Origin of the sequence: Streptomyces sp. NPDC005202 (assembly GCF_040608235.1) — a bacterium.
GTDB lineage: Bacteria > Actinomycetota > Actinomycetes > Streptomycetales > Streptomycetaceae > Streptomyces.
The window spans coordinates 30,908-56,501 of sequence record NZ_JBEXHW010000010.1; the positions used below are offsets into that span (position 1 = coordinate 30,908).

24 protein-coding genes, 3 pseudogenes and 1 riboswitch are annotated in these 25,594 nt (G+C 71.1%); of the genes and pseudogenes, 12 read left to right on the forward strand and 15 right to left on the reverse strand.

Translation table 11 applies throughout. The features are described from left to right. Nucleotides 1–229 precede the first annotated feature (229 nt). The 3 genes and pseudogenes from ABZV31_RS17320 to ABZV31_RS17330 all read right to left on the reverse strand — a co-directional run. On the reverse strand, nucleotides 230–1,789 hold the full coding sequence (locus ABZV31_RS17320; RefSeq protein WP_355894202.1) for an MFS transporter: 1,560 nt from the start codon (nucleotides 1,787–1,789) through the stop codon (nucleotides 230–232). Continuing rightward, nucleotides 1,786–1,989: pseudogene (locus tag ABZV31_RS17325) on the reverse strand (zinc-binding dehydrogenase); the annotation flags it as partial. The gene ABZV31_RS17320 and the pseudogene ABZV31_RS17325, both read right to left, overlap by 4 nt. Continuing rightward, nucleotides 1,982–2,620: pseudogene (locus tag ABZV31_RS17330) on the reverse strand (NAD(P)-binding protein); the annotation flags it as partial. The pseudogenes ABZV31_RS17330 and ABZV31_RS17325, both read right to left, overlap by 8 nt. Nucleotides 2,621–2,745: 125 nt before the next feature. Here ABZV31_RS17330 and ABZV31_RS17335 point away from each other — a divergent pair. Continuing rightward, the gene (locus ABZV31_RS17335) at nucleotides 2,746–3,456 is read left to right on the forward strand and encodes a pentapeptide repeat-containing protein (protein ID WP_355894205.1); all 711 of its coding nucleotides are present in this window, start codon (nucleotides 2,746–2,748) and stop codon (nucleotides 3,454–3,456) included. 43 nt (nucleotides 3,457–3,499) lie between these two features. Here the strand turns inward: ABZV31_RS17335 and ABZV31_RS17340 are convergent, their stop codons facing one another. Together ABZV31_RS17340 and ABZV31_RS17345 are read right to left on the reverse strand one after the other, a co-directional pair. After that, on the reverse strand, nucleotides 3,500–3,958 hold the full coding sequence (locus ABZV31_RS17340) for a hypothetical protein (RefSeq protein ID WP_355894208.1): 459 nt from the start codon (nucleotides 3,956–3,958) through the stop codon (nucleotides 3,500–3,502). A 53-nt stretch (nucleotides 3,959–4,011) separates the two neighbouring features. Beyond that, nucleotides 4,012–4,512: a hypothetical protein gene (locus ABZV31_RS17345; protein ID WP_355894211.1), complete on the reverse strand. Its 501-nt coding sequence runs from the start codon at nucleotides 4,510–4,512 to the stop codon at nucleotides 4,012–4,014. A gap of 7 nt (nucleotides 4,513–4,519) precedes the next feature. On the opposite strand from ABZV31_RS17345, the gene ABZV31_RS17350 reads away from it, so the two are divergent. Further along, complete coding sequence (locus tag ABZV31_RS17350; protein ID WP_355894593.1) at nucleotides 4,520–5,968, forward strand: M1 family metallopeptidase; 1,449 nt, start codon at nucleotides 4,520–4,522, stop codon at nucleotides 5,966–5,968. A 41-nt stretch (nucleotides 5,969–6,009) separates the two neighbouring features. Here the strand turns inward: ABZV31_RS17350 and ABZV31_RS17355 are convergent, their stop codons facing one another. The 3 genes from ABZV31_RS17355 to ABZV31_RS17365 all read right to left on the reverse strand — a co-directional run bounded on the left by ABZV31_RS17355 (nucleotide 6,010) and on the right by ABZV31_RS17365 (nucleotide 7,812). Next, nucleotides 6,010–6,483: a hypothetical protein gene (locus tag ABZV31_RS17355; protein ID WP_355894214.1), complete on the reverse strand. Its 474-nt coding sequence runs from the start codon at nucleotides 6,481–6,483 to the stop codon at nucleotides 6,010–6,012. A gap of 43 nt (nucleotides 6,484–6,526) precedes the next feature. After that, nucleotides 6,527–7,042 carry a GNAT family N-acetyltransferase gene (locus ABZV31_RS17360; protein ID WP_355894217.1) on the reverse strand — a complete coding sequence of 172 codons (516 nt, stop codon included), beginning with the start codon at nucleotides 7,040–7,042 and terminating at the stop codon, nucleotides 6,527–6,529. Between the two features lie 194 nt (nucleotides 7,043–7,236). Beyond that, nucleotides 7,237–7,812 (reverse strand): TerD family protein, encoded by a 576-nt coding sequence (locus ABZV31_RS17365; protein ID WP_355894220.1) that lies wholly within the window; start codon nucleotides 7,810–7,812, stop codon nucleotides 7,237–7,239. 224 nt (nucleotides 7,813–8,036) lie between these two features. Here ABZV31_RS17365 and arfB point away from each other — a divergent pair, with 224 nt between their 5' ends. Then, nucleotides 8,037–8,474, forward strand: a complete 438-nt coding sequence (arfB, locus tag ABZV31_RS17370) for an alternative ribosome rescue aminoacyl-tRNA hydrolase ArfB (RefSeq protein ID WP_355894223.1) — start codon at nucleotides 8,037–8,039, stop codon at nucleotides 8,472–8,474. Here arfB and ABZV31_RS17375 read toward each other — a convergent pair. Together ABZV31_RS17375 and ABZV31_RS17380 are read right to left on the reverse strand one after the other, a co-directional pair. Further along, nucleotides 8,398–8,697 (reverse strand): annotated as a pseudogene (locus ABZV31_RS17375) (hypothetical protein); the annotation flags it as partial. The gene arfB and the pseudogene ABZV31_RS17375 overlap by 77 nt on opposite strands. Nucleotides 8,698–8,788: 91 nt before the next feature. Beyond that, complete coding sequence (locus tag ABZV31_RS17380; RefSeq protein ID WP_355894226.1) at nucleotides 8,789–9,307, reverse strand: flavin reductase family protein; 519 nt, start codon at nucleotides 9,305–9,307, stop codon at nucleotides 8,789–8,791. 417 nt (nucleotides 9,308–9,724) lie between these two features. Here ABZV31_RS17380 and cdgB point away from each other — a divergent pair, with 417 nt between their 5' ends. Both cdgB and ABZV31_RS17390 read left to right on the forward strand, forming a co-directional pair. After that, nucleotides 9,725–11,383 carry a diguanylate cyclase CdgB gene (cdgB, locus tag ABZV31_RS17385; RefSeq protein ID WP_355894229.1) on the forward strand — a complete coding sequence of 553 codons (1,659 nt, stop codon included), beginning with the start codon at nucleotides 9,725–9,727 and terminating at the stop codon, nucleotides 11,381–11,383. Nucleotides 11,384–11,502: 119 nt separating this feature from the next. Further along, a complete protein-coding gene (locus ABZV31_RS17390) occupies nucleotides 11,503–12,444 on the forward strand; it encodes a carbohydrate-binding protein (protein ID WP_355894232.1) in 942 nt (313 codons plus the stop codon). A 3-nt stretch (nucleotides 12,445–12,447) separates the two neighbouring features. Here the strand turns inward: ABZV31_RS17390 and ABZV31_RS17395 are convergent, their stop codons facing one another. The 3 genes from ABZV31_RS17395 to ABZV31_RS17405 all read right to left on the reverse strand — a co-directional run bounded on the left by ABZV31_RS17395 (nucleotide 12,448) and on the right by ABZV31_RS17405 (nucleotide 15,623). Next, nucleotides 12,448–13,377 (reverse strand): 1-phosphofructokinase family hexose kinase, encoded by a 930-nt coding sequence (locus tag ABZV31_RS17395; protein WP_355894235.1) that lies wholly within the window; start codon nucleotides 13,375–13,377, stop codon nucleotides 12,448–12,450. Nucleotides 13,378–13,498: 121 nt separating this feature from the next. Then, nucleotides 13,499–14,680, reverse strand: coding sequence for an N-acetylglucosamine-6-phosphate deacetylase (gene nagA / locus ABZV31_RS17400; protein ID WP_355894238.1), 1,182 nt, complete (start codon nucleotides 14,678–14,680; stop codon nucleotides 13,499–13,501). Nucleotides 14,681–14,687: 7 nt separating this feature from the next. Beyond that, entirely contained in the window at nucleotides 14,688–15,623 is a 936-nt protein-coding gene (locus ABZV31_RS17405; protein WP_355894241.1) for an ROK family protein, read from the reverse strand. 181 nt (nucleotides 15,624–15,804) lie between these two features. Between ABZV31_RS17405 and ABZV31_RS17410 the strand changes: the two genes are divergently transcribed. The 3 genes from ABZV31_RS17410 (at nucleotide 15,805) to otsB (ending at nucleotide 18,436) form a co-directional block, all read left to right on the forward strand. Beyond that, nucleotides 15,805–17,046 (forward strand): extracellular solute-binding protein, encoded by a 1,242-nt coding sequence (locus tag ABZV31_RS17410; protein WP_355894244.1) that lies wholly within the window; start codon nucleotides 15,805–15,807, stop codon nucleotides 17,044–17,046. A gap of 61 nt (nucleotides 17,047–17,107) precedes the next feature. Beyond that, nucleotides 17,108–17,347: a DUF3263 domain-containing protein gene (locus ABZV31_RS17415; RefSeq protein WP_355894247.1), complete on the forward strand. Its 240-nt coding sequence runs from the start codon at nucleotides 17,108–17,110 to the stop codon at nucleotides 17,345–17,347. Between the two features lie 213 nt (nucleotides 17,348–17,560). Then, nucleotides 17,561–18,436 carry a trehalose-phosphatase gene (gene otsB / locus ABZV31_RS17420; RefSeq protein WP_355894250.1) on the forward strand — a complete coding sequence of 292 codons (876 nt, stop codon included), beginning with the start codon at nucleotides 17,561–17,563 and terminating at the stop codon, nucleotides 18,434–18,436. Nucleotides 18,437–18,519: 83 nt separating this feature from the next. On the opposite strand, the gene ABZV31_RS17425 is transcribed toward otsB, so the two are convergent. Beyond that, entirely contained in the window at nucleotides 18,520–19,953 is a 1,434-nt protein-coding gene (locus ABZV31_RS17425) for a trehalose-6-phosphate synthase (RefSeq protein ID WP_355894253.1), read from the reverse strand. Nucleotides 19,954–20,036: 83 nt separating this feature from the next. Continuing rightward, nucleotides 20,037–20,981 (reverse strand): glucosyl-3-phosphoglycerate synthase, encoded by a 945-nt coding sequence (locus ABZV31_RS17430; protein ID WP_355894255.1) that lies wholly within the window; start codon nucleotides 20,979–20,981, stop codon nucleotides 20,037–20,039. A gap of 169 nt (nucleotides 20,982–21,150) precedes the next feature. Further along, a riboswitch (SAM riboswitch) is annotated at nucleotides 21,151–21,295 on the forward strand. Nucleotides 21,296–21,313: 18 nt separating this feature from the next. Here ABZV31_RS17430 and thrC point away from each other — a divergent pair. From thrC to groL, 4 genes are all read left to right on the forward strand, one after another. Next, nucleotides 21,314–22,594: a threonine synthase gene (thrC, locus tag ABZV31_RS17435; protein WP_355894258.1), complete on the forward strand. Its 1,281-nt coding sequence runs from the start codon at nucleotides 21,314–21,316 to the stop codon at nucleotides 22,592–22,594. Then, complete coding sequence (locus tag ABZV31_RS17440) at nucleotides 22,591–22,866, forward strand: MoaD/ThiS family protein (protein WP_029387398.1); 276 nt, start codon at nucleotides 22,591–22,593, stop codon at nucleotides 22,864–22,866. The genes thrC and ABZV31_RS17440 overlap by 4 nt, the downstream gene beginning before the upstream one ends. 431 nt (nucleotides 22,867–23,297) lie before the next feature. Continuing rightward, the gene (locus ABZV31_RS17445) at nucleotides 23,298–23,501 is read left to right on the forward strand and encodes a cold-shock protein (protein ID WP_004986573.1); all 204 of its coding nucleotides are present in this window, start codon (nucleotides 23,298–23,300) and stop codon (nucleotides 23,499–23,501) included. A gap of 399 nt (nucleotides 23,502–23,900) precedes the next feature. Continuing rightward, nucleotides 23,901–25,523, forward strand: coding sequence for a chaperonin GroEL (gene groL / locus ABZV31_RS17450; protein WP_355894260.1), 1,623 nt, complete (start codon nucleotides 23,901–23,903; stop codon nucleotides 25,521–25,523). Nucleotides 25,524–25,594 lie beyond the last annotated feature (71 nt).

Genomic DNA, 25,594 nt, shown 5'->3' on the forward strand with positions numbered 1-25,594 from the left:
CGGGTGGCGGGCCGTCACTGACGAAGATCGCCGACCGGGTGGCGGGCCGTCACTGACGAAGATCGCCGACCGGGTGGCGGGCCGTCACTGACGAAGATCGCCGACCGGGTGGCGGGCCGTCACTGACGAAGCTTTACGGTCCGGTCCGATTGCCGTCTCCGGTACCTCTCGCCATGGACGGAGGGCGCCGGCGAGGGTGTCGGCCACCTGTTCGGTACGGTCGCCCTCCTCAGGCCACTGACTCCGGCACGGCCGTCTCCGCCGGCGCCCCGTGCTTCGGGGCCTTCGCCGTCACCATCAGGCCCGCGACCAGGCCGGCCAGCAGCATCACGCCGGCGGCCCACCAGATGGCGACCGTGTAGCCGTGGACCACACCCTCGGGGACGACCCGCGCCCTGTCCGCCGGGTTGTGCAGATGCGCGGTGATGTAGGCGGTGCCGCTGGTCGTGGCGATCGTGTTGAGCAGGGCCGTGCCGATGGAACCGCCCACCTGCTGCGAGGTGTTGACCGTCGCGGAGGTCACCCCCGAGTCCTGCGGGGCGACGCCCGCGGTCGCGGTGGCGAACACCGGCATGAACGTCAGGCCCATGCCGAGGCCCATCAGCAGCAGCGCGGGCAGGAGCTCGGTCGCGTACCGCGAGTCGACCGTCATGCGGGTGAGGATCATCAGGCCGCTGGCCGAAAGGATCATGCCGGGGACCATGAGCATCCGCGGCGCCACGTGCTGCAGCAGCCGGGCCGAGATCTGCGTGGAGCCCACGATGATCGCGGCGGTCAGCGGCAGGAAGCCCAGGCCGGTCTTCAGCGGCGAGTAGCCGAGGATGCCCTGCAGGTAGTAGGTCATGAACAGGAACAGCCCGAAGAGGCCGATCACGGCGAGCATCATGGTCAGGAGGCAGCCGGCGCGGTTGCGGTCCCTGATGATGTGCAGCGGCAGCAGCGGCATCGGCGCCCGGGTCTGCCACCACACGAACACCGCGAGCAGCACGACGCCCACCGCGAACAGGCTCAGTACCAGCGGATCCGTCCAGCCGCGCGGCTCCGCCTCGCTGAACCCGTAGACGACCGCCACCAGCCCTCCGCAGCCGAGCAGCACACCCGGTACGTCCAGGTGGGCGCCCGCGTGGCCGGGGTAGTCGCGCAGCAGCGCGAAGGCGCCGAGGACCGTGACGGCGGCGATGGGCACGTTGACGTACAGGCACCAGCGCCAGTTCAGGTACTCGGTGAGCACTCCGCCGACGATGAAGCCGATCGCCGATCCGCTGCCCGCGAGGGCGCCGTAGACGCCGAAGGCCTTCCCGCGTTCCTTCGGGTCGGTGAAGGTCGTGGTCAGCAGGCTGAGCGCCGACGGGGCGAGGAGGGCGGCGAAGGCGCCCTGGAGGGCGCGGGCGCCGAAGAGCATGCCGGAGTTGGTGGCCGCGCCGCCGAGCGCGGAGGCGCCCGCGAAGCCGATGAGCCCGATGACGAACGTGCGCTTGCGGCCCACCAGGTCGGCGATCCGCCCGCCGAGCAGGAGCAGGCCGCCGAAGGCGAGGCTGTAGGCGGTGATGACCCACTGGCGGTTGCCGTCGGACACGTGCAGGGCGCGCTGGGCGGAGGGAAGCGCGATGTTCACGATGGTCGCGTCCAGGACGACCATCAGCTGCGCGAGCGCGATCACCACCAGGCCCCACCAGCGACGGGGATCGGCTTCCGCAGAGCGGGATTCACCTGTTCGGGTGACTCTCACCTGGTTAGAAGACCATGAATCGGGACGTATTGCATCCTCGCGCGCCTTGTTCCTGGTCATGGCTCCAGCACCACTTTCCCGAGCGTCCGCCGGGTCTCAAGTGCCCGGTGCGCGGCGGCCGCCTCGGCGAGCGGGAAGCGCGTGACGGCCGGGGTGAGCCGCCCCTCGGCGGCCTCGGCGAGGGCGCGCAGCTCCAGGGTGCGGACCGGGTGGGGGCCACCCACGCTCCGGAGCATCACGGGGCCGAGGACCTGCGACGACGGCGGGGGTGTCCGTCGGGAGCGTGTCGACCCGGGACAGGGTTTCCATGCGGACGCCCAGGTTCCAGGCGCGGGCGGCCATCCGGTCGACGACGCTCGCCCAGCCGCCGCGCGGGTAGTGCGCCTCGGGCGGGAGCTTGGTGGCCCGGCGCAGCCGTTCCTGCACGAAGGCGGCGGACAGGGCGCCGGGGTCGTGGTGGAACAGGGCGACCGCGGAGTAGTGCGCGGCGGCGCGGGCGCCTTCCCCTCCCGCGATGCCGGTCGCCCAGGTCATGAAGTCGACGTCGACGGGGGCCTGTGGAAGGCCACGGCGCAGCAGCTTGAGCATCGCGAAGGGCGGGGTGCGGCGCAGCGCGCCCCTGTGCCGCAGCCTGAGCCGGGCGGCCTCCAGGGGCGGGATCGGGGCGAGCGGCCCGATGAGGTCGCGCTGCTTGAGCCAGGCCCAGTGCGGGCCGCCGTTGTAGAGGGCGTGCGGTCCTTCGTTCGTCCGGTACGGGCCCTCGGCGGTTCGCGCCCGCGCGCCGAGTGTGTGGTGGGCTTCGTGCACGGTGACCTTGGCGCCCGCCACGGCTGCGGTGATGGCCGCGGTCAGTCCGGCGAAGCCGCCGCCGATGACGGTGATGCGGTACATAGGGGTCTCCCTCTGGTCGGGTTCGCCTTTCGGCGGGTACGACCGGTGCGGGGCCCCGGAATGTGACATCGCCGGTGTTCGCGCAGGCCAGGGGCATTGTCAGTGGCGGGGTGCAGGATGGGGCCATGGCGAGGAGAGCGACCGGCAGGACCGGTGCGGCCGGGGCTGGAACCAGGGGCGGGGCCGGTGTGAAGGCGGCGCGGCGACCGGAGGTGCGGCTGCCACCGCTGGAGGCGTACGGCGGCGGGGAGTTGACGCCGGACGGGGACTACGACGGGCTGGAGTTCCGGGAGGCGGACTTCGCCGGGCAGGACGGCGCGGGCGCCCGGTTCATGGACTGCGCGCTGACGGGCTGCGCACTGGACGAGACGTCGCTGCACCATGCCCGCCTCCTCGACTCGGTCCTCACCGGCATACGGGGCGTCGGCACCGACCTCGCGGAGTCGACCCTGCGCGACGTGGAGCTCGTCGACGCCCGCCTGGGCGGGGTGCAGTTGCACGGCGCGGTACTGGAGCGGGTGTCGATCCGGGGCGGCAAGATCGACTACCTGAACCTGCGCAAGGCGAAGCTCAAGGACGTCGTCTTCGAGGGCTGCGTCCTCGTCGAGCCGGACTTCGGCGGCGCCCGTCTGGAGCGGGTCGAGTTCGTCGACTGCGCCCTGAAGGGCGCGGACTTCAGCGCGGCCACACTCACCGACGTGGACCTGCGCGGCGCCGCTTCGCTGGACATCGCGCGTGGGCTGGACCGGCTGGCCGGTGTGGTGATCAGCGCGGGCCAACTGGTGGATCTGGCGCCGCTGCTGGCGGCGGAGCTGGGGATCCGGGTGGAGGGGTGATCGCTGGGGCGGGTTGTGTGTGTGGGGCCTTCGACGAACGGCCCTAGCCGCCGACGTGGGTTCGCAGGTGCTCGATCGTGCTGCGGCGTGCGGTGAGGAAGGCGAGCCAGGAGCCGTCGGTGTAGTGCAGGCGGAAGCGGGCCATCAGTTGGAGGCGGGGACGGCGTTCGACGGGGACCACCCAGGTCCGCGGCACCTCCCACACCGGGGTGCCGTCCAAGGGGTGCACCAGGCCGACGCGCTGGTCGGTGACGCGCAGCAGCAGCGCGCCGGAGGTCGGCGGCAGGCCGGCCGCGATGCTCCCGGCTCCGCCCGACGCGGCACCGATGTTCTGCATCAGGTAGTCCCCGAGCTCCCCACCGATCCGTCCGCGCCCGTGAAAGCCGACCTTGACGCCCTTGGCGCTCTTGACGGGGACGACCGTGCCGTACGTCTGGAGCTGCTCGCCGGGGGCCAAGTGGCCGAGAGCGGAACGCTGGTGGCGGGACAGGGTCTCGGGCATGAGGGGTGATCGTGCAGGGGTGAGGGTGCCCGGGAACGAGGGGTCACCGCAGCTCACGGCACCCTCGGAAACCGGGCCTGCAGTGTCCAGATCGCCGGGTTTTCCGCAAGGTCCTCGTGCAGGTCGCACAGGTCGGCGATCAGGTCGTGCAGGAAGTCCCGTGCCTCCCGGCGCAGTTCGGCGTGGGAGAAGGTCAACGGGGGCTCCTCGGCCGGCATCCAGTCGGACTCGATGTCGACCCAGCCGAAGCGGCGCTCGAAGAGCATGCGGTCGGTCGACTCGGTGAAGTCCAGTTCCGCCCGCTGGGGCCGCGCGGCCCGCGACCCGGCCGGGTCCTGGTCCAGCCGCTCCACGATGTCGCACAGCGCCCACGCGAAGTCGAGCACCGGCACCCACCCCCAGGCCGTGGCCAGCTCCCGGTCCGCCTTGGTGTCGGCGAGGTAGACGTCACCGCAGAACAGGTCGTGCCGCAGCGCGTGGACGTCCGCGCGCCGGTAGTCCGTCTGCGGCGGGTCGGGGAAGCGGGGGGAGAGGGAGTAGCCGATGTCGAGCACGTACGCGATGGTGTCATGGCCCCCGCATAGGATCGCGCACGTGTCCCGATCCGCACCCGTCGTCCGGACTGCCGGCTTCGCCTCCGCCCTGCTCGCCCTCACCCTGACCGCCTGCGGCGGCGGTGTGCACGGCACCCCGGGCGGCTCCGGCGTGCGCGACCCGTACTTCCCCAAGGCGGGCAACGGCGGGTACGACGTCACCCACTACGGCCTGACCCTCGCCTACGACCCGGACCACCACCACCTCACCGGCACGGCGAAGATCACCGCCCGCGCCACCAAGGATCTGTCCGCCTTCGACCTCGACCTGAAGGGCCTCGACGTCAGCAGCGTCACCGTCGAGGACAGGGCCGCCCGCTTCACCCGCGCAGGCCAGGAACTGACCGTCCGCCCGCACGACGAACTCGACAAGTGCGAGACGTTCAGCGCGACGGTCCGCTACTCCGGTACCCCGCTGACCATCACGGATGCCGACGGCTCCGAGGAGGGCTGGCTGCGCACCGCCGACGGCGCGCTGGCACTGGGCGAACCGGTGGGGTCGATGGCGTGGTTCCCCGGCAACGACCACCCGTCCGACAAGGCGGCGTACGACATCTCCGTCACCGTGCCCGAGGGCCTGCAGGCCGTCTCCAACGGGGAGTTGAAGAGCGAGACCACCACCGGGGGCCGTACGACGTTCCGCTGGCACGCCGCCGAACCGATGGCGAGCTACGTCGCCACCGTCGCGATCGGCCACTACGACATCACCCCCTCCACCACGAAGAACGGCCTGCCGGAGTACGTCGCCGTCGACCCCACCCAGGCGAAGGCGAGCCGGGCGGTGCTCGCGAGGATCCCGGAGATCATGGAGTGGGCGGAGTACAACTTCGGCCCCTACCCCTTCTCCTCCACCGGCGCGATCGTCGACCGCCCGCACGACGCCGGGTACGAACTGGAGACCCAGAACCGCCCCGTCTTCCACGGCGCCCCCGGCCTCGGCGTCCTCGTCCACGAACTCGCCCACCAGTGGTACGGCGACTCCGTCACCCCGAAGACCTGGCGGGACATGTGGCTCAACGAGGGCTTCGCGACGTACGCGGAGTGGCTGTGGGAGGAGGACCACGGCGGCGACAGCGCGCAGGAGACGTTCGACGCGCTCTACCGCGGCGACTACGAAGACGACTCGGGGGACAGCGAGGCGATCTGGGCGTTCCCGCCCGCGAAGCCGAGCGACGCCGCGCACATCTCCGCCGGCCCCGTCTACCAACGCGGCGCGATGGTCCTGCACAAGATCCGCCAGACCGTCGGCGACGACGCCTTCTACGAGATCATCCAGGGCTGGGCCGCCACCCACCGCCACGGCAACGCGGACACCGCCGACTTCACGGCCTACGTGGAGAAGAAGGCGCCGGACAAGGACTTCAGCGGCTTCTGGAAGGACTGGCTGTACGGCGACGGAAAGCCGGCGCACCCCTGACGGGGGGGGGGGCCGCTCCTGCTCCGAGCCCGTTTCGCGCCTCACGCCCGCCGCTGGAGGTCCCGCCGCATCGCCGCACGCGCCGCCCACACCGTCTGCGCGTGCTTCAGGCGGTACTCCTGGAACTCGGCGGTATCCAGCGCCGGGTTCCCGGAGGCGAACACCCCCAGCAGGTCCCGCAGCGTCGTGTAGACGGCCTCGACGACGTCCGCCATCCGCTCCGGCGCACAGATCAGCGCCGACTCGCGGACCTCGTCGCAGCCCGACGCCCGGAACGCCTCGCGCACGGCCGCATCCAGGGCCGCCGGCTCCCGCTCGCGGTGCGCGACGGCGGCCGTGTGCATCGCCTCGTACGCCTGCCGGTACTTGGACAGGCAGGTCACGTAGATCTCCTTGCGTTCCTGCCGGGTCCTTTCGGCGAGGTCGCGGCGCCGGCGCACCCGGTCCGCGAGCAGCGTCGAGCCGACCCCGACGAGCGCGCCGAGCCCCGTGCCGGTCAAGGTCATCCAGTCCATGCGGGAATGGTGCCTGGCCGGGTCACGGCCATGCCGACCGGGGCTACCGCAGTGCCTTGCGCAGCACGGCGCACGGCCGGCCCAGCCGGCGGTCCGGGCGGTGGCCGACGACCTCGTAGCCGAGGGCGGACCAGAAGGCCAGTCCCTTGGGGTTGTTGTCGAGGACGGCGAGACGTACGGCGGTGCGGCCCGCGGCGCGGAGGCGGTCCTCGACGAGGGATGCCAACCGGCGCCCGTGGCCCTGCCGTTGTACGTCCGCGTCCACCATCAGCAGGCCAATCCACGGGTCCGGGTCGGCCGGATCGGGGTGGTGGGCGAGGGTGATCGCGATGCCGGCCAGGCGGCCTCCGCTGCGGGCGAGCAGCACCTCCACGTCCGGGTTCGCCACCTCGTCGGCCAGCGCGGTCGCCACCTGCTCGGGGCGGATGTCGTCCGGGTCGGGGAAGTCGCCGCTGAGGGTGTGGAAGTCGCGGTTCGAGGCGTACAGCGCGGTGAGTTCGGTGAGCAGCGGGGCGGGGATGTCGTGGTCGGGGGTGAGGGGGAGGGGCTCGAGGAACATGCGGGGCAACGTATCGCGAGGGCGAAGCCGTGGCTCGGCATATTCACCGGCCCCGGCGTCTCCGCCCCCGCCGGAGGTCCCGGCGGAAGCCCGGCCGTTCGGTGCCGAGGCCCCCGGCCGCGGCACCGCCGCAGCCAGGGGCCTGTGGCAACCCGCTGGGGTCACCCCCTGCGCGAAAAGCCCGAAGGCGTCCGTCAGACGTTGACGCCGAAGTCCTGGGCGATGCCGACCAGGCCCGAGGCGTAACCCTGGCCGACCGCACGGAACTTCCACTCCGCGCCGTTGCGGTACAGCTCACCGAAGATCATGGCCGTCTCGGTGGCGGCGTCCTCCGACAGGTCGTAGCGGGCGATCTCGGCGCCGCCGGCCTGGTTGACGATGCGGATGTAGGCGTTGCGGACCTGGCCGAAGTTCTGGCCGCGGTTCTCGGCGTCGTAGATGGAGACCGGGAAGACGACCTTGTCGATGTCGGCCGGGAGCGCGGCGAGGTTGACGTTGATCGCCTCGTCGTCGCCGGCGCCCTCGCCGGTGCGGTTGTCGCCGGTGTGGACGATGGAGTTGTCCGGGGTCTGCTTGTTGTTGAAGAAGACGAAGTGTGCGTCCGAGTAGACCTTGCCCTGGGTGTTGACCGCGATCGCGGAGGCGTCCAGGTCGAAGTCCGTGCCGGTGGTGGTGCGGACGTCCCAGCCGAGGCCCACGGTGACGGCGGTCAGGCCCGGAGCTTCCTTGGTGAGCGAGACGTTGCCGCCCTTGGACAGGCTTACAGCCATTGTTGGGAGTCCCTTCCCTCGTTACGTGTGCGGACGAAGCTACCGTCACATCCAAGAACGCCGAGAGGGGTCCCCAAGGTTCCGTGTCTCTTTACCGTTTTTACCCGCCCTGCATGTACCCGCCCTGCATGTACCCGCCCTGCATGTACCCGCCCTGCATGCACCCGCCCTGCTTTCGCGCCCTGCGGAAAACCGAGTGACGTGGTCCGGACAGGAGCGGGAACATGGACCCCATGTCCGGTCCTTATGTCGTCCGCGGCTCCGTCTCGCTTCCCGAGGCCGAGCTCGTGTGGCGTTTCTCGCGGTCGTCGGGGCCCGGCGGACAGCACGTCAACACCAGTGACTCCCAGGTCGAGCTGCGCTTCGACCTGGCGAAGACCGAGGCGCTTCCGCAGGTGTGGAAGGAGCGGGCGCTGCAGCGCCTGGCCGGCCGGCTCGTCGACGGGGTCATCAGCGTCCGCGCCTCCGAGCACCGGTCCCAGTGGCGCAACCGCGAGGCCGCCGCCGTACGCCTCGCCGCGCTCCTGGCCGAGGCGACCGCGCCCCCGCCCAGGCCGCGCAAGCCGACCCGGATCCCGCGCGGGATCAACGAGCGGCGGCTGCGGGAGAAGAAGCAGCGCTCGGAGACGAAGCGGGGCCGGTCCGGGCGCAACTGGACGTAGCGGCCCCAGTCCATCCGCGCCGGCAGAGTTCCCGTACGCCCACCGTCTGGTCTCCGCTGGTCTCCCCGGTCGGGCGGAACCCCAGTCCGAGGTGGAAGCCCTCCGGTCCGCCGGGGCCGGGGTGCCAGGAGACATACAACTGGGTGCCGCCCCGGCGCCGGATCTCCGCGGCGACGGACGCGACCGCGAAACGGCCGTGTCCCCGGCCCTGCTCACCGGCCGCGGGTGGGGTGATTTCTTCCGGACGGGGCGTGGTCATGCGCGCACCCTGGGCGGGCGTGATCGCCGCGGGCCGGTGAACTCCATTCCGGGGGTCAGCGCAGTTGCCGGTAGCGCCCCCGGAAATACAGCAGCGGTCCCCCGCCCGCGCTCGGGACCTTCGCCGTCAGGACGCGGCCGATGACCAGGGTGTGGTCGCCCGCGGCCACCCGCTGCTCGGTGCGGCATTCCAGGGTGGCCAGGGCGCCACCCACCATCGGGGCGCCCGAGACCTCGCCACGGACGTAGGGGATGTCCTGGAAGAGGAGACGGTCGCTGATACGGCCCTTCATCGCGAAGCGGCCGGCGATGTGGCGCTGGCTCTCGGTGAGGACGGAGACCGCCCACACGGGCTGTTCGGCGAGCAGGTCGTCCATGCGGGAACCCTCGCGCAGGCTGACCAGGGCCAGCGGCGGGTCCAGGGACACCGACATGAACGCCGTTGCCGTCATGCCCACGTCCTCGCCCACCGGAGCCTGCGGGTCGTCCGGGTCGAGCGGCGGCTCCTGCGCGGTCACCAGGACCACGCCGGAGGCCAGCCGGGACATGGCGGCGCGGAACTCGTCGTTGGTCACCCCCTCAGCATGCCCGGAGGTGGACGTGGCAGCGGGGGAGAGCGAGGCAGAGGGAGTGTTCAGCACGCTGAGAACGCTAATCGGCGGCCCGCGCGCGTCGCATCGGGCCTCCGCCCGAAGCCGGACCTAGGACCAGCGGCGGACCGCAGACCCACCGTTTTCCACGCGTCCGGAGGGCCTCTCGTACATCATGTCCACACAGCCATAAAGTTTGCGTTCAGTAAACGCACAGGAAATAAGCAGAAACTCCACTCAATTGTTCACGTTCCGCTGTGACTTGAGTCACAAGGGGCATGAATTGTTGACCCTGTGTACCGAGTGGGCTCCGCGCTGTGATTCAGTGGCGGGGGACGCTGCACAGACGATACGCCGAAGAGAACCCTTGATTCGCTGCGTGGTCTCGGGGGGAGGGCGAGCATGGAGACCGAGTCGGAGCCGTACGTCCGTCTTGCGACCCTGCGACAACTGCACCAGGTCATGGCGGACATGAATACCGCACGAAGCCTGGCGGACACACTGCAGACCGTCGCCGACGGCGTGGTGGGCGGCCTCGGCTACGAACTGGCGTGCGTGAACCTCGTACGCCCCGACGGCGATCTCGTGGTCGCCGCCTTCGCCGGGAACTCCGCCGCCGAGGCGCTCATCACCGGCCGCGTCGGTTCCCGCGAGTCCTGGGAGCGCCGGCTGAGCATGGGCGAGGCCTGGGGCGACCTGGTCTTCATACCGCACACCGAGGGCTGGGTCCTCGACGACGACGACGTCCCCCAGTGGTACACCGACGGCCCCGCGCCCCGCTTCGAGGACGAGTGGCACCCGGCCGACCGGCTCTTCGCGCCCATGTACACGCCGGGCGCGCCGGACGGCCAGCGCGGCGAGCTGCTCGGCGTGATCTCCGTGGACCGGCCGCGCAACGGCCGGCGGCCCGGCGCATGGGGGCGCGAAGCCCTGCAGATGTACGCATTCCAGGCGGCCATCGCGATCAGCAACGCCAGGCTGCGCGCCAACATGCAGCGCGCCCTGGTCCGCCTCGAGCGTGAGCAGCAGGCCCTGCGCGCCAGCGAGGAGAGCTTCCGCCAGGCCTTCGAGTACGCCCCCTCCGGCATGGCCATCGCCGAGATGGGCGGCGACCAGCACGGCCGGATCCTGCGCACCAACGACGCGCTGTGCCGCCTCCTGGGCCGCCCCGCCTCCGCGATGCGCCGCTACTCCTTCTCCGACCTCGTCCACCCCGAGGACATAGGCACCCTGCTGAGAACGTCCGCCGAGGGCGGCCGCGCCGAGCTGCGCCTGGGCCGCCGCGACGGCACCTACGTCTGGGTCTCCCTGCGCAACTCCGTCGTCGCGGACGCCGCCGACGGCCCCCGCTTCCTGCTCACCCACGTCGAGGACATCGAGGAGCGCAAGCGCCGCGAACTACAGCTCGCCCACCGCGCCTCCCACGACTCCCTCACCGGCCTGCCGAACTCCGCCGAGCTGCGCGCCCGCCTGTCCGCCCGCCTCTGCCGTCGCCCGCAGTCGGCGTACGCCGGGGACCTCGAGTCGCTCGACGCGGCCTACGGGCATCCGGCCTTCGACGTCGGCGGCCACGGCTTCGACTTCCGGCCGGGGGCCGAGGCGTACGACGCCTACGACCACCACGTGCACACGGTCGCCCCCGAGGGCGACCACGACGACGGCACCAAGGGGCTCGCGGTCCTCTTCTGCGACCTCGACGGCTTCAAGTCGATCAACGACCGGTTCGGGCACAACGCGGGCGACGCGGTGCTCATCGAGGTGGCCCGGCGGCTCAGCAACGGTGTGCGCGACGGGGACACCGTGGCCCGGCTCGGCGGCGACGAGTTCGTGATCCTCGCCGATGGGCTCGGCCGGGCCGACGCCCAGGACCTCGCCGTACGGCTGCGCAACGAGATCATCCAGCCCATCCGTGCCGAGGGCCGCGCCGTCCGGGTCGGCGCGAGCTTCGGCATCGGCTGGGCACAATGCGGCATGACGGCGGACGAAGTGTTGAAATCCGCTGACGAACGGATGTACGTCGAGAAACGATCTCGTCCCAAACAGCACCGACGCGCCGGATGATCCCCAGGTCAGTGGGCTGATGAGGGCTGAGTCACCCGTTTGGGCCACGTGGACCGGGTAGGCTCGCCATTCTCACCACGTACTGCATCCGACCCGCACCTGTTGAGGAGTACCTAGGGATGACGCCCGGCAACAACGGCGCGAGCACGCCCGAGGACGACGACCCGTTCGGCTACCTGTACGCAGATGGTCAGGCCAACGGAGCCCAGCCGCCGTCCGGTGGCTACGGCTACCCGAACTCGGTCAGCCGGGTCCGCGCGGTCGGCCAGCGGCAGTACGGCCAGCAGGCGCCCACGGCGCCGTACGGGCAGGTCCCGCAGCAGCAGGGCGCGTACGGCCAGCCGAGCGCCCATTACGCGGCCCCGGAGACCCTCCCGGGCGGCGCCCCCACGACCCGGCAGCCGGCCCGGACCGGCAACGGCGGCCGGGGCCGCGGCCCCAACACCAAGGGCCTCCTGATCGGTGCCATCGCGGTGGTCGCCGCGGTGGTGATCGGCATCGGGGTGGCGATGATCGGCGACAACTCGGACGACAAGGGCGACAACACCGCCGGCGGCTCCACCCCGACGACCTCCCAGAGCACCGCGCCGAGCCCGTCGGCGAGCAACAGCGCCGCGTCCGCGGACAACCTGCCGACTATCGACGCCAAGGCCCTGCTGCTGGGCGGCGGCGCCACCACCGCGTCGGACGTCAAGGGCGCCAAGGCCGACGGCGGCGTCTACGTCACGGGCTTCAACCAGGTCGGCGCCTCGGTCACCTGGAACGTCAACGGCATCCCCGCCGACGGCAAGTACACCCTGTTCGTCGGCTACGGCGTCCCCGGCAAGGACGGCACCGCGACCCTCACGGTCAACGGCACGCCGTCCACCACGCCCGTCAAGCTGAAGAACTGGGCGGACGCCCCCGAGGGCGACTACGAGAAGGGCTGGACGAAGACCTTCAACTGGATCCAGCTCAACAAGGGCACGAACTCCATCAAGATCTCGTGCGAACAGGGCAACCAGTGCGACGCCAACCTGGACCAGCTCTGGCTGGTGAAGGGCTGGGTCAGGACGCGCTGACCCTCACGCCGCGCTGACCTCCCCCGTCACCGCCACCCGCCCCAGCAGCTCCTCGTAGGCCGCGTGGTCGAACTCGCCGGCCACGGGGGCGAGGACCGTCGCCGTGGACAGGGCGGTGGCGCGGGCCAGGCGGTCCGGCCAGGGGAGGTGCTCCACGAGGCCGGACAGCAGGCCCGCGACCGCCGAGTCGCCGGCGCCGGTGGGGTTGCCCTGGACGCGGGTCGGCGGTGTGGCGCGCCAGTGGCCCTCGGGGGTGTGGGCGAGCAGGCCCTCGGCGCCCAGGGAGGCGACGACGGCCCGGGCTCCGCGTCGGCGGGCGTCCTGCGTGGCGCGCAACGGCTCGTGGGAGCCGGTGAGTTCGGCCAGCTCCTCGGCGTTCGGCTTGATGATGTCGGGGCGGGCGGCGACGGCCCGGCGCAGCGGCTCGCCGCTGGTGTCCAGCAGCACCGGCACGTTCGCGGCGCGCGCGGTGCGGACCAGCCCGGCGTACGCCCCCACCGGCACCCCGGGCGGCAGGCTGCCGCAGAGCGCCACCGCCGACACCGAGCCGAGCAGCTCCTCGTACACGTCCTGGAAGGCGGACCACTCGGCGGAGGCGATGGCCGGCCCGGGCTCGTTGAGCTGGGTGGTGTCGCCGGTCCGCTCGTCCACGACGGCTGTCGTGCGCCGGGTCGCGCCCGCCACCGGGACGAGCGCGTCCACCACGCCGGCCGTGTCCGCGAGCAGGTCCCGCACGACGCGCCCGGTGGCCCCGCCCGCGAATCCGGTGACCGTCACCTCGTGGCCGAGGGCCGCGAGGACCCGGGCCACGTTCAGCCCTTTGCCGCCGGGCCGTTCGGTCACCTCCGACACCCGGTGCGAGGCATGGGGCCGCAGGGACGGCACCCGATAGGTGATGTCGAGAGCGGTGTTCAGCGTGACCGTGAGGATCACGTGGGCCGACCTCCCCCGAGTAAATGCGCTTGTCGCAACGTTCCGGAGGCTTGATCATGCCAAACAGACGGCGGCGGGCCCAGTCCTCGGGGCGGCCACTGCGGCCGTACGGCCGGACGGATCAGCCCAGTTGGGGATCGACCACCCATTCGCCCTGGCGCATCACGCCCTTGAGGTCGAAGCTTTCGTCCAGGAGCACCAGGTCGGCGTCCTTGCCGGGCTCCAGCGAGCCCACCCGGTCGTCCATTCCGAGCAGCCGGGCCGGGTTGGCGGACAGGGCTGCCACCACGTCCTCGACCGGCAGCCGGTCGATCGTCACCGCCCGCTTGAAGGCCCGGTCCAGGGTGAGCGTCGAGCCCGCGATCGAGCCGCCCTCCACCAGGCGCGCCACGCCGTCGGCGACCTCGACCTCCAGCGGGCCGAGCATGTAGCGGCCGTCGCCGAATCCGGCCGCGTCCATCGCGTCGGTGATGAACGCCACCCGGCGCGCACCCGCGTGACGGAACGCCAGTTCGAGGGCCGCCGGGTGCAGGTGGACGCCGTCGTTGATCAGTTCGACCGTGACCCGCTCGTCCTCGAGGAGGGCCGCGATCGGGCCGGGGGCACGGTGCCCCAGGGCGGGCATCGCGTTGAACAGGTGCGTGGCCACGGTCGCGCCGGCGTCGATGGCCTCCACCGTCTGCTCGTACGTCGCGTCCGTGTGCCCGACCGCCGCGATCACCCCGTGCTCCGTGAGGAGCCGTACGGAGTCGATGCCGCCCGGCAGTTCGGTGGCGAGCGTGACCATCCTGGCCTTGCCGCGCGCGGCGTCGATCAGCTTGCGCACCTCGGCCGGGTCCGGGTCGCGCAGCAGTCCCTCGGAGTGCGCGCCCTTGCGGCACGGCGAGATGAACGGCCCCTCGAAGTGGATGCCCGCGAGATCGCCCTGCTCGGTCAGCTCGGACAGCAGCCCGGCCTGCTGGACCAGGAAGTCCATCTCGTCGGTGACGGTCGAGGCGACGAGCGTCGTGGTGCCGTGCAGCCGGTGGAAGCGGAGGGCCGTCAGGACGTCGTCGGCCGTGCCGGAGAAGGAGGCGCCACCGCCGCCGTGGTTGTGGATGTCGACGAAGCCGGGGACCACCCAGTGGCCTCGTACGTCGATGATCTCCGCGTCCTCCCGGGCCTCCCCAAGGCCTACGACAGGCTCCGGCCCGGGGGTACCCCAGCCGGCGATCCGCGTGCCCTCGACGATCACGTGGCCGCCGTCCACGATTCCGGTGGGCAGCACCACCCGGGCACCGGCGAGAACCTTGCTAGGGGCCATCAGGTGGTTACCTCCGGGGAGTAGGAGTGTTCAGCAGATCCCAGGCGAGGAGCCCCGCGCCCAGGCATCCGGCGGTGTCCCCGAGGGCCGCGGGGACGATCGACGGCAGCTTCTGGAAGGTGACGCGCCGCCGGACGGCGTCCCGCAGCGGTGTGAACAAGGTTTCCCCCGCCTCGGCGAGCCCGCCACCGATGATCAGCGTGCGCGGGTCCAGCAGGGTGAGCGCGGTGACCAGCCCGTCGGCGAGCGCGTCCACGGCCTCCTGCCAGACCGCTTGTGCCCTCGGGTCCCCGGACTCCACGGCCTGTGCGCAGTCCGCCGCGTCCGCGCCCGGGTCGCCGCACGCCTCCGCCCACGCCTGGCTGACCGCCGCCGCGGACGCGAACCGCTCCAGACAGCCGCGCTGCCCGCAGGGACAGGGGATGCCCCCGGGCCGTACGACGATGTGGCCGATCTCGCCCGCGAAGCCGTGCGCGCCCGCCTCCACCCGGCCGTCGATGCCGATGGCGCCCGCGATCCCGGTGCCCAGCGGCACGAACAGGAACCGGTCGGCGCCCCGCCCCGCCCCGATCCGGCCCTCGGCGAGCCCGCCGGTGCGCACGTCGTGGCCGAGGGCCACGGGGACGCCGGCCAGCCGCTCGCCGAGCAGCGCGCGCAGGGGGACGTCGCGCCAGCCGAGGTTGGCCGCGTAGGCGGCGATGCCCCGCTCCTCGTCGACGATGCCGGGGACGGCGACGCCGGCGGCGGCCGCGGGCTCGCCGAAGCGCTCCGCGCCGTACGCGCGCAGCTCGGCGGCGAAGCCGAGGATGGCCTCGACGACGGCGTCGGGCCCGCGCTCGCGGCCGGTCGCCCGGCGCGCCTGGTGCAGCAGTTCGCCGTCGGCCGCGACCAGGGCGGCCTTCATGCCGGTGCCGCCCACATCGAGGGCGATGACGTGTCTCACGGGGGACAGTGTGGCCCGTGGACCCGCAAGAGGTCTAGTCCACTTACGGGGTGTAGACCTTATGGCTGACGTTTTGAAAGTTTTCGCCTTGCGGGGGGCACAGGTTCCGGTTCTGTGCGTTTCCGTTCGGCGAGTCGGCAGTGGTTTGGGGCGGAGAGCAGTGCAGCGGCGTAGGACAGGAATGATCGCGGTGGTGTCCGCACTGGGCATGACGGCGGTCCTCGGCGGCTGCGGGAGCACCGGCTCCTCCGACGTCACTCTCAAGCTGGTCGCCGCCGACTACGGCGACTCCGCGGCCAACAGCTCGCAGAAGTACTGGGACAAGCTGGTCAAGGACTACGAGTCCCAGCACCCGGGCGTGAAGGTCGAGGTCAGCGTCTACTCCTGGAACGACGTCGACCGCAAGGTCAAGGAGATGGTCGACGCGGGCGACCCGCCCGACATGGCGCAGATCGGCGCGTACGCCGACTACGCTGCCAAGGGCCTGCTGTACAAGGCCGACGACGTGCTCTCCATACCCGTCCAGGCCGATTTCCTCGGCCAGCTCTCCCGGGCCGGGCAGGTGCGGCACGTGCAGTACGGCATCCCGTTCGCCGCCTCCACACGCGTCCTCTTCTACAACAAGACCCTCTTCGGCAGGGCCGGCCTCACCCCGCCCAAGACCTGGGACCAGCTCGCGGCCGACGCCAGGGTGCTGAAGGCCGAGGGCGTGAAGTACCCCTACGCGCTGCCCCTCGGCCCGGAGGAGGCGCAGGCCGAGACCATGCAGTGGCTGCTCAGCGGCGGCGCCGGCTACACCGACGACATCGGCACCTACACCCTCGACTCCGCGCAGAACGTCGAGACCTTCACCTGGCTCAAGGACGAGCTGGTCGGCAAGGGCCTGACCGGGCCCGTCGCCCCCGGCAAGCTCAACCGGGCGGACGCCTTCGCCGCCTTCGCCGACGGGGAGGTCGGCATGCTCAACGGCCACCCCACGCTGATGCAGCAGGCCGCGAAGAAGGGTGTGAAGTTCGGCATGGTGCCGATGCCGGGCAGGAACGGCACGGCCAAGGCGACCATGGGCGTCGCGGACTGGATGATGGCCTTCAAGAAGAACGGTCACCGCGACCAGATCAACGACTTCCTCGACTTCGTCTACAGCCAGAAGAACGTCCTCGACTTCTCCCGCGAGTACGGCCTGCTGCCCGTCACCGGCTCCGCGTCCGACGTGATGGCCGCGGCGGAGGAGGACAAGAAGCTCCGGCCGTTCCTGGAGGAGCTCCCGGTCGCCCGGCTCTACCCGGTCGGCAAGACGTCCTGGGCCCAGGTCAGCGCGGACATCAAGAAGCGGATCGGCCAGGCGGTCGCCCCGGACGGCAGCCCGTCCGCGGTCCTCGGCCAGTTGCAGGCGACGGCGTCGACGGCGGAGAGCGCGGAGTAGCCCGCCGACGGGGGCCGCTGCCGGTACATCGCTGTCGGTGGTGGGGGCTACGGTGCCGGGTATGGACGACGACCAGGAGCAGCTCGGCCGCAGGGAACGGGACATCCTCGCCCTGGAGCGCCGCGGCTTTCCCGGGCCCGGCGCGAAGGAACGCGCGATACGCGAGGAACTCGGCCTGTCGCCCGTCCGCTACTACCAGCTCCTCAACGCCCTCCTCGACGACGCGCGTGCGCTGGCCCACGACCCGGTGACGGTGAACCGGCTGAGGCGGGTGCGGGAGGCACGGAGGTCGGAGCGCTGAGGCCGGAGCATTGCGGTCGGAGTGCCGAGGTCGGAGCGCTGGGGCCGGAGCGCGGAGGTCGGAGCGCGGAGGTCGGAGCGCGGAGGTCGGAGCGCGGAGGTCGGAGCGCGGAGGTCGGAGCGCTGGGGTCGGAGCACTGAGGTCCGGACGGTGCCGGGCGGCGCGCCGGGTCGGCCACGAGTGCGCCCGGCCCTCCCTGGATAGGGTCGCCGTATGGGCAGCCATGACAGCCATGACACGGACTCGACGAACCCCAGGCAATCCCTGCCGACGCCCGTCACACAGGCCGGGCGGGACGGGCTCGCCGCGATCCTCGCGCGGCCGGAGAACGCGGTGATCGCGCTCGACTTCGACGGGACACTCGCGCCGATCGTGCCGGACCCGGACCAGGCCCGCGCCCATCCGGACGTGGTGCCCGCACTCACCGCGCTCGCCCCGAAGGTGGCCGCCGTCGCCGTGGTCACCGGCCGCCCGGCCGACGTCGCGGTGCGGCACGGCGGCTTCGCGGGCGTACCCGGCCTGGAGCACCTCGTCGTCCTCGGCCACTACGGTGCCGAGCGCTGGGACGCCGCCACCGGCACCGTCAGCGCCCCGCCCCCGCACCCCGGCGTCGCCGCCGTCCGCGCCGAACTGCCGGGGCTCCTCGACCGGGTCGGTGCCTTGCGCGGGACCTGGGTCGAGGAGAAGGGCCGGTCCGTCGCCGTCCACACCCGTCGCGCGGAGGACCCGCAGGCCGCGTTCGAGGTGCTCCGCAAGCCCCTCACCGACCTGGCCGCCCGGCACGGCCTGATCGTCGAACCGGGCCGCATGGTTCTCGAACTCCGCCCCCCGGGCATGGACAAGGGAGTCGCTCTCCTGGACTACGTCCGCGAGATCGGCGCCGCCGCGGTCATGTACGCGGGTGACGATCTGGGCGACCTCCCCGCCTTCGCCGCGGTCGACGAACTCCGCTCCGAAGGCGTACCGGGCCTGCTGGTGTGCAGCGGCAGCACGGAGGTCACGGAACTGTCGGAGAGGGCGGACCTGGTGGTGGAGGGCCCGGAGGGGGTCGTACGCCTGCTGTGGGACCTGGCGGCCCGGCTGGCGTAGCCGCGGGCAGTCGTGCCGCCCCGAGTGCCTTGATGGCCTGGGGGCACCCCAGGGGGCGGCACGGATGGGCGCTGGGGGTGCCTTCAGTCAGCGTTCAGCTCACCCAGCTGATCCAGGAACCACTGCGCCGGCGGCAGCGCGGTAGCCGCCGCGGCCAGCCGCTTCGCGCGCTCCGCCCGCTCGTGGACCGGCATGCTCAGCGCCTCGTGCAGGGCCGCGGCCGTCCCGATCACGTCGTACGGGTTGACGACGATCGCGTCCTCGCCCAGCTCGTGGTACGCCCCCGCCTCCCGGGACAGCACCAGCGCGCAGCCGACGTCCGACACGAGCGGCATCTCCTTGGCGACCAGGTTCATGCCGTCCCGGATCGGGTTGACCAGCGCCACATCGGCCAGCCGGTACGCCGCAAGCGACCGCGCGAAGTCGTCCTTCACGTGCAGCACCACCGGCGTCCACCCCGGCGTCCCGTACTGCCCGTTGATCTCCTGCGCCAGCCGCTGCACCTCGGCCGTGTACTCCCGGTACACGGCGAGATCCTGCCGCGAGGGGTACGCGAACGCGACGTGCACCACCCGCTCCCGCCACTCGGGGTGGTCCTCCAGCAGCTGCCGGTACGCCAGCAGACCCCGCACGATGTTCTTCGACAGCTCGGTCCGGTCCACCCGCACGATCGTCCTGCGCGCGCCCCCGTCGGGCGCCGTGCCGATCTCCTCCCGCAGCGCCGCCATCCGCTCGGCGACGTCGGCCCGATGCGAGCGCTCCCGCAGGAACTCGGCGTCCGCGCCCAGCCCGTGGACCCCGACCCGCGTGCCCCCGAGCCCGCCGACGAGCGCTTCGCAGCACCCGGTGAACGCGTCCGCCCACCGCTGCGTGAGGAAGCCCAGCCGGTCGGCGCCCAGCATGCCGCGCAGCACCTGCTCGGCGACGTCGTCCGGCAGTATCCGAAAGTAGTCGACCGGCGCCCACGGCGTGTGCGAGAAGTGGCCGATCCGTACGTCCGGCCGGAAGTCGCGCAGCATCCCCGGGACCAGCGTGAGGTGGTAGTCCTGCACCACGACCGCCGCCCCCTCGGCCGCCTCCTCCGCCAGCGCTTCGGCGAAGGCGCGGTTGTAGGCCTCGTACGAGGCCCACTGGCGCCGGAACTCCGCGTCGAAGACCGGCTCCAGCGGCGTCTGGTACAGCATGTGGTGGACGAACCACAGCACCGAGTTGGCGATGCCGTTGTACGCGTCGGCGAAGACGCCCGCGTCGATGTCGAGCATCCGCACCTGCTGGCCGCCGGTCGCGTCGGACGGCAGCCGCCGTCCGCCCTCGAAGCGGCGCACCGCCTCCCGGTCGGCGTCGCTCAGCGCGGCGCACACCCATACCGCGCCCGCGTCCGGCCCGATCGCCGACAGCCCGGACACCAGCCCTCCGCCTCCACGTTTGGCGTGGAGCGAGCCGTCCTCGCGCACCTCGTACGAAACCGGGCCGCGATTGGACGCGACCAGCACCTCGGCACCGTGCGTTGAAGCCATAGCACTCAACCTAGCCCAGCCTGGAAACGCTCAAACGTACGGTTCCGCTTCGTGGGTGGGCCGTATACGGCCGGGCCGGGATTTCACGCCACCTTGCGTGCGGCGTACTCCGCGATCTCGAGCATCGGCGGCCGCTCCTCCATGTCCACCGAGTAGGTGCGCGGCTCGAAGCCGTCCTCCCCCCGTTCGAACTGGGTGAGGGAGGGGCGGATCAGATGGCCGCGGGCCAGGCGCAGCTGGGCGGTGCGGTAGATCGCGGCGGCCATGCGGCCCAGCGCCTGCCCGTCCTGGTGCCGGTGCTTGCGCACACCGACGTCGACCTGCGCGAGCGCGTCCAGGCCCACCAGGTGCAGTGCGTCGACCAGCATGCCCAGCTCGACGCCGTACCCGACGGGGAACGGCAGCTGTTCCAGCAGGGAGCGGCGGGCCGCGTACTCGCCGCCGAGCGGCTGCACGAAGCCGGCCAGCTGCGGCCAGTGCATGTTGAGCAGCGGCCGCGCCATCAGCTCGGTGACGCGCCCGCCCTGACCGGCCGCCGAGCCCAGGGGACGGTCGTACATGGCCTTGACCAGGTCGACGTCGGGGTCGGTGAGCAGCGGGCCCACGATCCCGGTGACGAAGTCGGAGGAGAACTCCTTCAGGTCGGCGTCGATGAAGCAGACGACGTCCCCCTCGGTCACGAGCAGGGAGCGCCACAGCACCTCACCCTTGCCCGGGACCGCCGGGATCCGCGGCAGGATGTCGTCGCGGTGGACGACGCGGGCGCCCGCGGCGGCGGCCACCTCGGAGGTGCGGTCGGTGGAACCCGAGTCGACGACGACGATCTCGTCGACGAGCGGGACCTGCTGCATCAGGTCGTGACGGATCACGGTGACGATGTCGCCGACCGTCTCCTCCTCGTTGAGGGCGGGCAGCACGACGCTGACCGACGAGCCGCTCGCGCGTTTGGCGGCCAGGATCCTGTAGAGCGGGCGATCGGTCACGGACCAGGAGCGTGTCCTCAGCCAGCGCTCGACTTCTTCCAGCACGGTCTGCGGCTCCTCACTGCAGTTCAAATCACAGTACGGATTCACACAGTCGGGTGATCCGTCTCGCGGTTCGGACGACTATCTCAACTGTCCTGGCCTTCGGTTACAGTCTTGAACAACGCGGATGACCATCGCATGTCGCGGGTCACCGCCACCCACAACCGCATACCGCTCATCCAGAGGGGCAGAGGGACACGGCCCGATGAAGCCCCGGCAACCCTCCAGCCGGTTCTCGTCCATCCATTGCGAGGCTCCCGGCTAGGGAAGGTGCCAAATCCGTCTCACGGCGAGATGCGTCGTGAGGAAGATGAGGAGAAAGGGCCTCGCCTCACATGGCTGTGCAGACCGCTGCAACCACCGCTGACACCGTCGACCTCGGTCCCGCCGCCGCGCTGTCCTGCCGCGAGTGCGGCCACCGCGTGCCCCTCGGCCCGGTCTTCGCGTGCGAGGAGTGTTTCGGCCCCCTGGAGATCGCCTACGACTTCTCGGCCTACGACACCGAGGAGCTCCGCAAGCAGATCGAGGCGGGCCCCGCGAACATCTGGCGCTACGCGCCGCTGCTGCCCGTCCCCGCGGACGTGGCCGAAAAGCCGAACCTGAACCCGGGCTGGACCAAGCTCGTCAAGGCCGACAACCTCGCCCGCGAGCTCGGCGTGACCGGCGGGTTGTATGTGAAGGACGACTCCGGCAACCCGACGCACTCCTTCAAGGACCGCGTCGTCGCCCAGGCCCTGGAGGCCGCCCGCGCCTTCGGCTTCACCACCCTGTCCTGCTCCTCCACCGGAAACCTGGCCGGTGCCGTCGGCGCCGCGGCCGCCCGCGCCGGCTTCCGCTCCTGCGTCTTCATCCCGCACGACCTGGAGCAGGGCAAGGTCGTCATGGCCGCGATCTACGGCGGCGACCTCGTCGGTATCGAGGGCAACTACGACGACGTGAACCGCTTCTGCTCCGAGCTGATCGGCGACCCGGCCGGCGAGGGCTGGGGCTTCGTCAACGTCAACCTGCGGCCGTACTACGCGGAGGGGTCCAAGACCCTGGCGTACGAGATCTGCGAGCAGCTGGGCTGGCGGCTGCCGGACCAGATCGTCGTGCCCATCGCCTCCGGCTCCCAGCTCACGAAGATCGACAAGGGTCTGCAGGAGCTCATCAAGCTCGGGCTGGTGGCGGACAAGCCGTACAAGATCTTCGGCGCCCAGGCCGAGGGCTGTTCGCCGGTGTCCACCGCCTTCAAGGCCGGCCACGAGGTCGTCCGGCCGCAGAAGCCGAACACCATCGCCAAGTCGCTGGCGATCGGCAACCCGGCCGACGGCCCGTACGTCCTCGACATCGCGCGCCGCACCGGCGGTGCCGTGGAGGACGTCACCGACGAGCAGGTCGTGGACGCCATCAAGCTCCTCGCCCGCACCGAGGGCATCTTCGCGGAGACGGCGGGCGGTGTGACGGTCGGCGTGACGAAGAAGCTGATCGAGAGCGGCGTCCTCGACCCGGCGAAGACGACCGTCGTCCTCAACACCGGCGACGGCCTGAAGACCCTGGACGCGGTGGCGGGCACCGGCCTCACCGCGACGATCCGTCCGACCCTGGACTCCTTCCGAGAGGCTGGCCTCGTATGAGCGTGACCGTTCGCATCCCCACCATCCTGCGCACCTACACCGGCGGTCAGGCCGAGGTGACCGCCGAGGGCGCGACCCTCGCCGAGGTCATCGCCGACCTGGAGAAGAACCACACCGGCATTGCCGCCCGCGTGCTGGACGACCAGGGGAAGCTGCGCCGCTTCGTCAACGTCTACGTCAACGACGACGACGTCCGCTTCGAGCAGGGCCTGGAGACCGCGACCCCGGACGGCGCGGGCGTCTCCATCATTCCGGCAGTCGCCGGCGGCTGATCGTTACCTTCGGTAACGCTCGTCACCGAGAGTTCATCGAATTGCCCCCTCCGTGAGAGAAGCGGAGGGGGCAATTCAGCGTGATTGAGCGCGGTACAGTTGGGGAACGCGCTTCTGATCCCCGGGTCGGAAGCCCTGGATTCCTCCCGCGTGCCCGACAAGAAGTAGCCAAAGTGCGCGGGTTTTTTGCGGCTTTTGTGGCCTTTGTGGGGCCCGACTTGCCCTGAATTCAGGTGAATTCTCACCACATTCCGGACCGGCCACGTCCAGAATTCTCGTCCGATTGACCTGTTGCAGACGGCAGTTGGACAGATACATTCAGCCGCGGTCGACGCGTTCCGGCGCACGCCCCCAAATCCATGGGGGGTGAGGTCTGACCCGGATCCGCGAAGTGTGGATCTGTGCAAGGGCCAGTAATAGGGGAGTTAGGCATGGCTCAGGGCACCGTCAAGTGGTTCAACGCGGAGAAGGGGTACGGCTTCATCGCGGTCGACGGTGGTGCGGACGTCTTCGTCCACTACAGCGCGATCCAGATGGACGGCTACCGCACGCTGGAAGAGGGCCAGCGGGTCGAGTTCGAGATCTCGCAGGGCCAGAAGGGCCCGCAGGCCGACATGGTCCGCGTCACGGCCTGAATCGCGCGACCACCGCAAGCAACGTCTTCTGCCGAAGGGCTCGCACCTCCATGGGGTGCGAGCCCTTCGGCGTGTCCGGGACCGTTCGACGGCTGCACGCACACCCGGGCGCGCCTGCTCCCGCGCTCGTACGCTCCCTGGTCGCGGCGGCTGAGCGCATCTGCCGATCCCGGTTCGCGCGCGGCTGAGCGCCGCCGCCGATCCCCCGAGGCGCTTGCACTCGGCAGGGGCGAGTGCTAATCATTGGCGTTAGCACTCTGAAGGTGAGAGTGACAATGAAGGACCGGGTCGGTGAGGCCACGGACCAGGTGGGGCAAGGAACCACCGGTCGGGGCCGTCCGTCGCGGGCGCGGGCGCGGTCCGAAGTAATCACCCCCAGTCCTGGAGGGACCACTTCACATGGCCAAGATCATCGCGTTCGACGAGGAGGCGCGGCGCGGCCTCGAGCGCGGCATGAACCAGCTCGCGGACGCCGTCAAGGTGACCCTCGGCCCCAAGGGCCGCAACGTCGTCCTCGAGAAGAAGTGGGGCGCCCCCACGATCACCAACGACGGTGTCTCCATCGCCAAGGAGATCGAGCTCGAGGACCCGTACGAGAAGATCGGCGCCGAGCTGGTCAAGGAAGTAGCGAAGAAGACCGACGACGTCGCCGGTGACGGTACGACGACCGCTACCGTCCTGGCCCAGGCGCTGGTCAAGGAGGGCCTGCGCAACGTCGCCGCCGGCGCCAACCCCATGGCCCTGAAGCGCGGTATCGAGAAGGCCGTCGAGGCCGTCTCCGCCGCCCTGCTCGACCAGGCCAAGGAGGTCGAGACCAAGGAGCAGATCGCCTCCACGGCCTCCATCTCCGCCGCCGACACCCAGATCGGCGAGCTCATCGCCGAGGCCATGGACAAGGTCGGCAAGGAAGGCGTCATCACCGTCGAGGAGTCGCAGACCTTCGGTCTGGAGCTGGAGCTCACCGAGGGCATGCGCTTCGACAAGGGCTACATCTCCGCCTACTTCGCGACCGACATGGAGCGCATGGAGGCGGTGCTCGAGGACCCGTACATCCTCATCGCCAACTCCAAGATCTCCGCGGTCAAGGACCTGCTCCCGCTCCTTGAGAAGGTCATGCAGTCGGGCAAGCCGCTGCTGATCATCGCCGAGGACGTCGAGGGCGAGGCCCTGTCCACCCTGGTCGTCAACAAGATCCGCGGCACCTTCAAGTCCGTCGCCGTCAAGGCCCCGGGCTTCGGCGACCGCCGCAAGGCCATGCTCGGCGACATCGCCATCCTCACGGGCGGCGAGGTCATCTCCGAGGAGGTCGGCCTCAAGCTGGAGAACGCGACCCTGGACCTCCTGGGCCGCGCCCGCAAGGTCGTCATCACCAAGGACGAGACCACCATCGTCGACGGTGCCGGCTCCGCCGAGCAGGTCGCGGGTCGCGTCAACCAGATCCGCGCCGAGATCGAGAACAGCGACTCCGACTACGACCGCGAGAAGCTGCAGGAGCGCCTGGCCAAGCTCGCCGGCGGTGTCGCGGTCATCAAGGCCGGTGCCGCCACCGAGGTGGAGCTCAAGGAGCGCAAGCACCGCATCGAGGACGCCGTCCGCAACGCCAAGGCGGCCGTCGAGGAGGGCATCGTCGCCGGTGGTGGCGTGGCCCTGCTGCAGGCCTCCCAGGTCTTCGAGAAGCTGGAGCTCGAGGGTGACGAGGCGACCGGCGCCCAGGCCGTGAAGCTCGCGCTCGAGGCCCCGCTGAAGCAGATCGCGATCAACGCCGGCCTCGAGGGCGGCGTCGTGGTCGAGAAGGTGCGCAACCTGACCCCGGGCCACGGCCTGAACGCCGCGACCGGCGAGTACGTCGACCTGATCAAGGAAGGCATCATCGACCCGGCGAAGGTGACCCGTTCCGCGCTGCAGAACGCCGCCTCCATCGCCGCGCTGTTCCTCACCACCGAGGCCGTCATCGCCGACAAGCCGGAGAAGGCCTCCGCGCCGGCCGGCGGCGGCATGCCGGGCGGTGACATGGACTTCTGATCCTTCGAAGGATCTTCGAGGATCGGAACCGTCCCTTCCGTGCCGAGGGCGGCACTCCCTGGAAGCAGGGG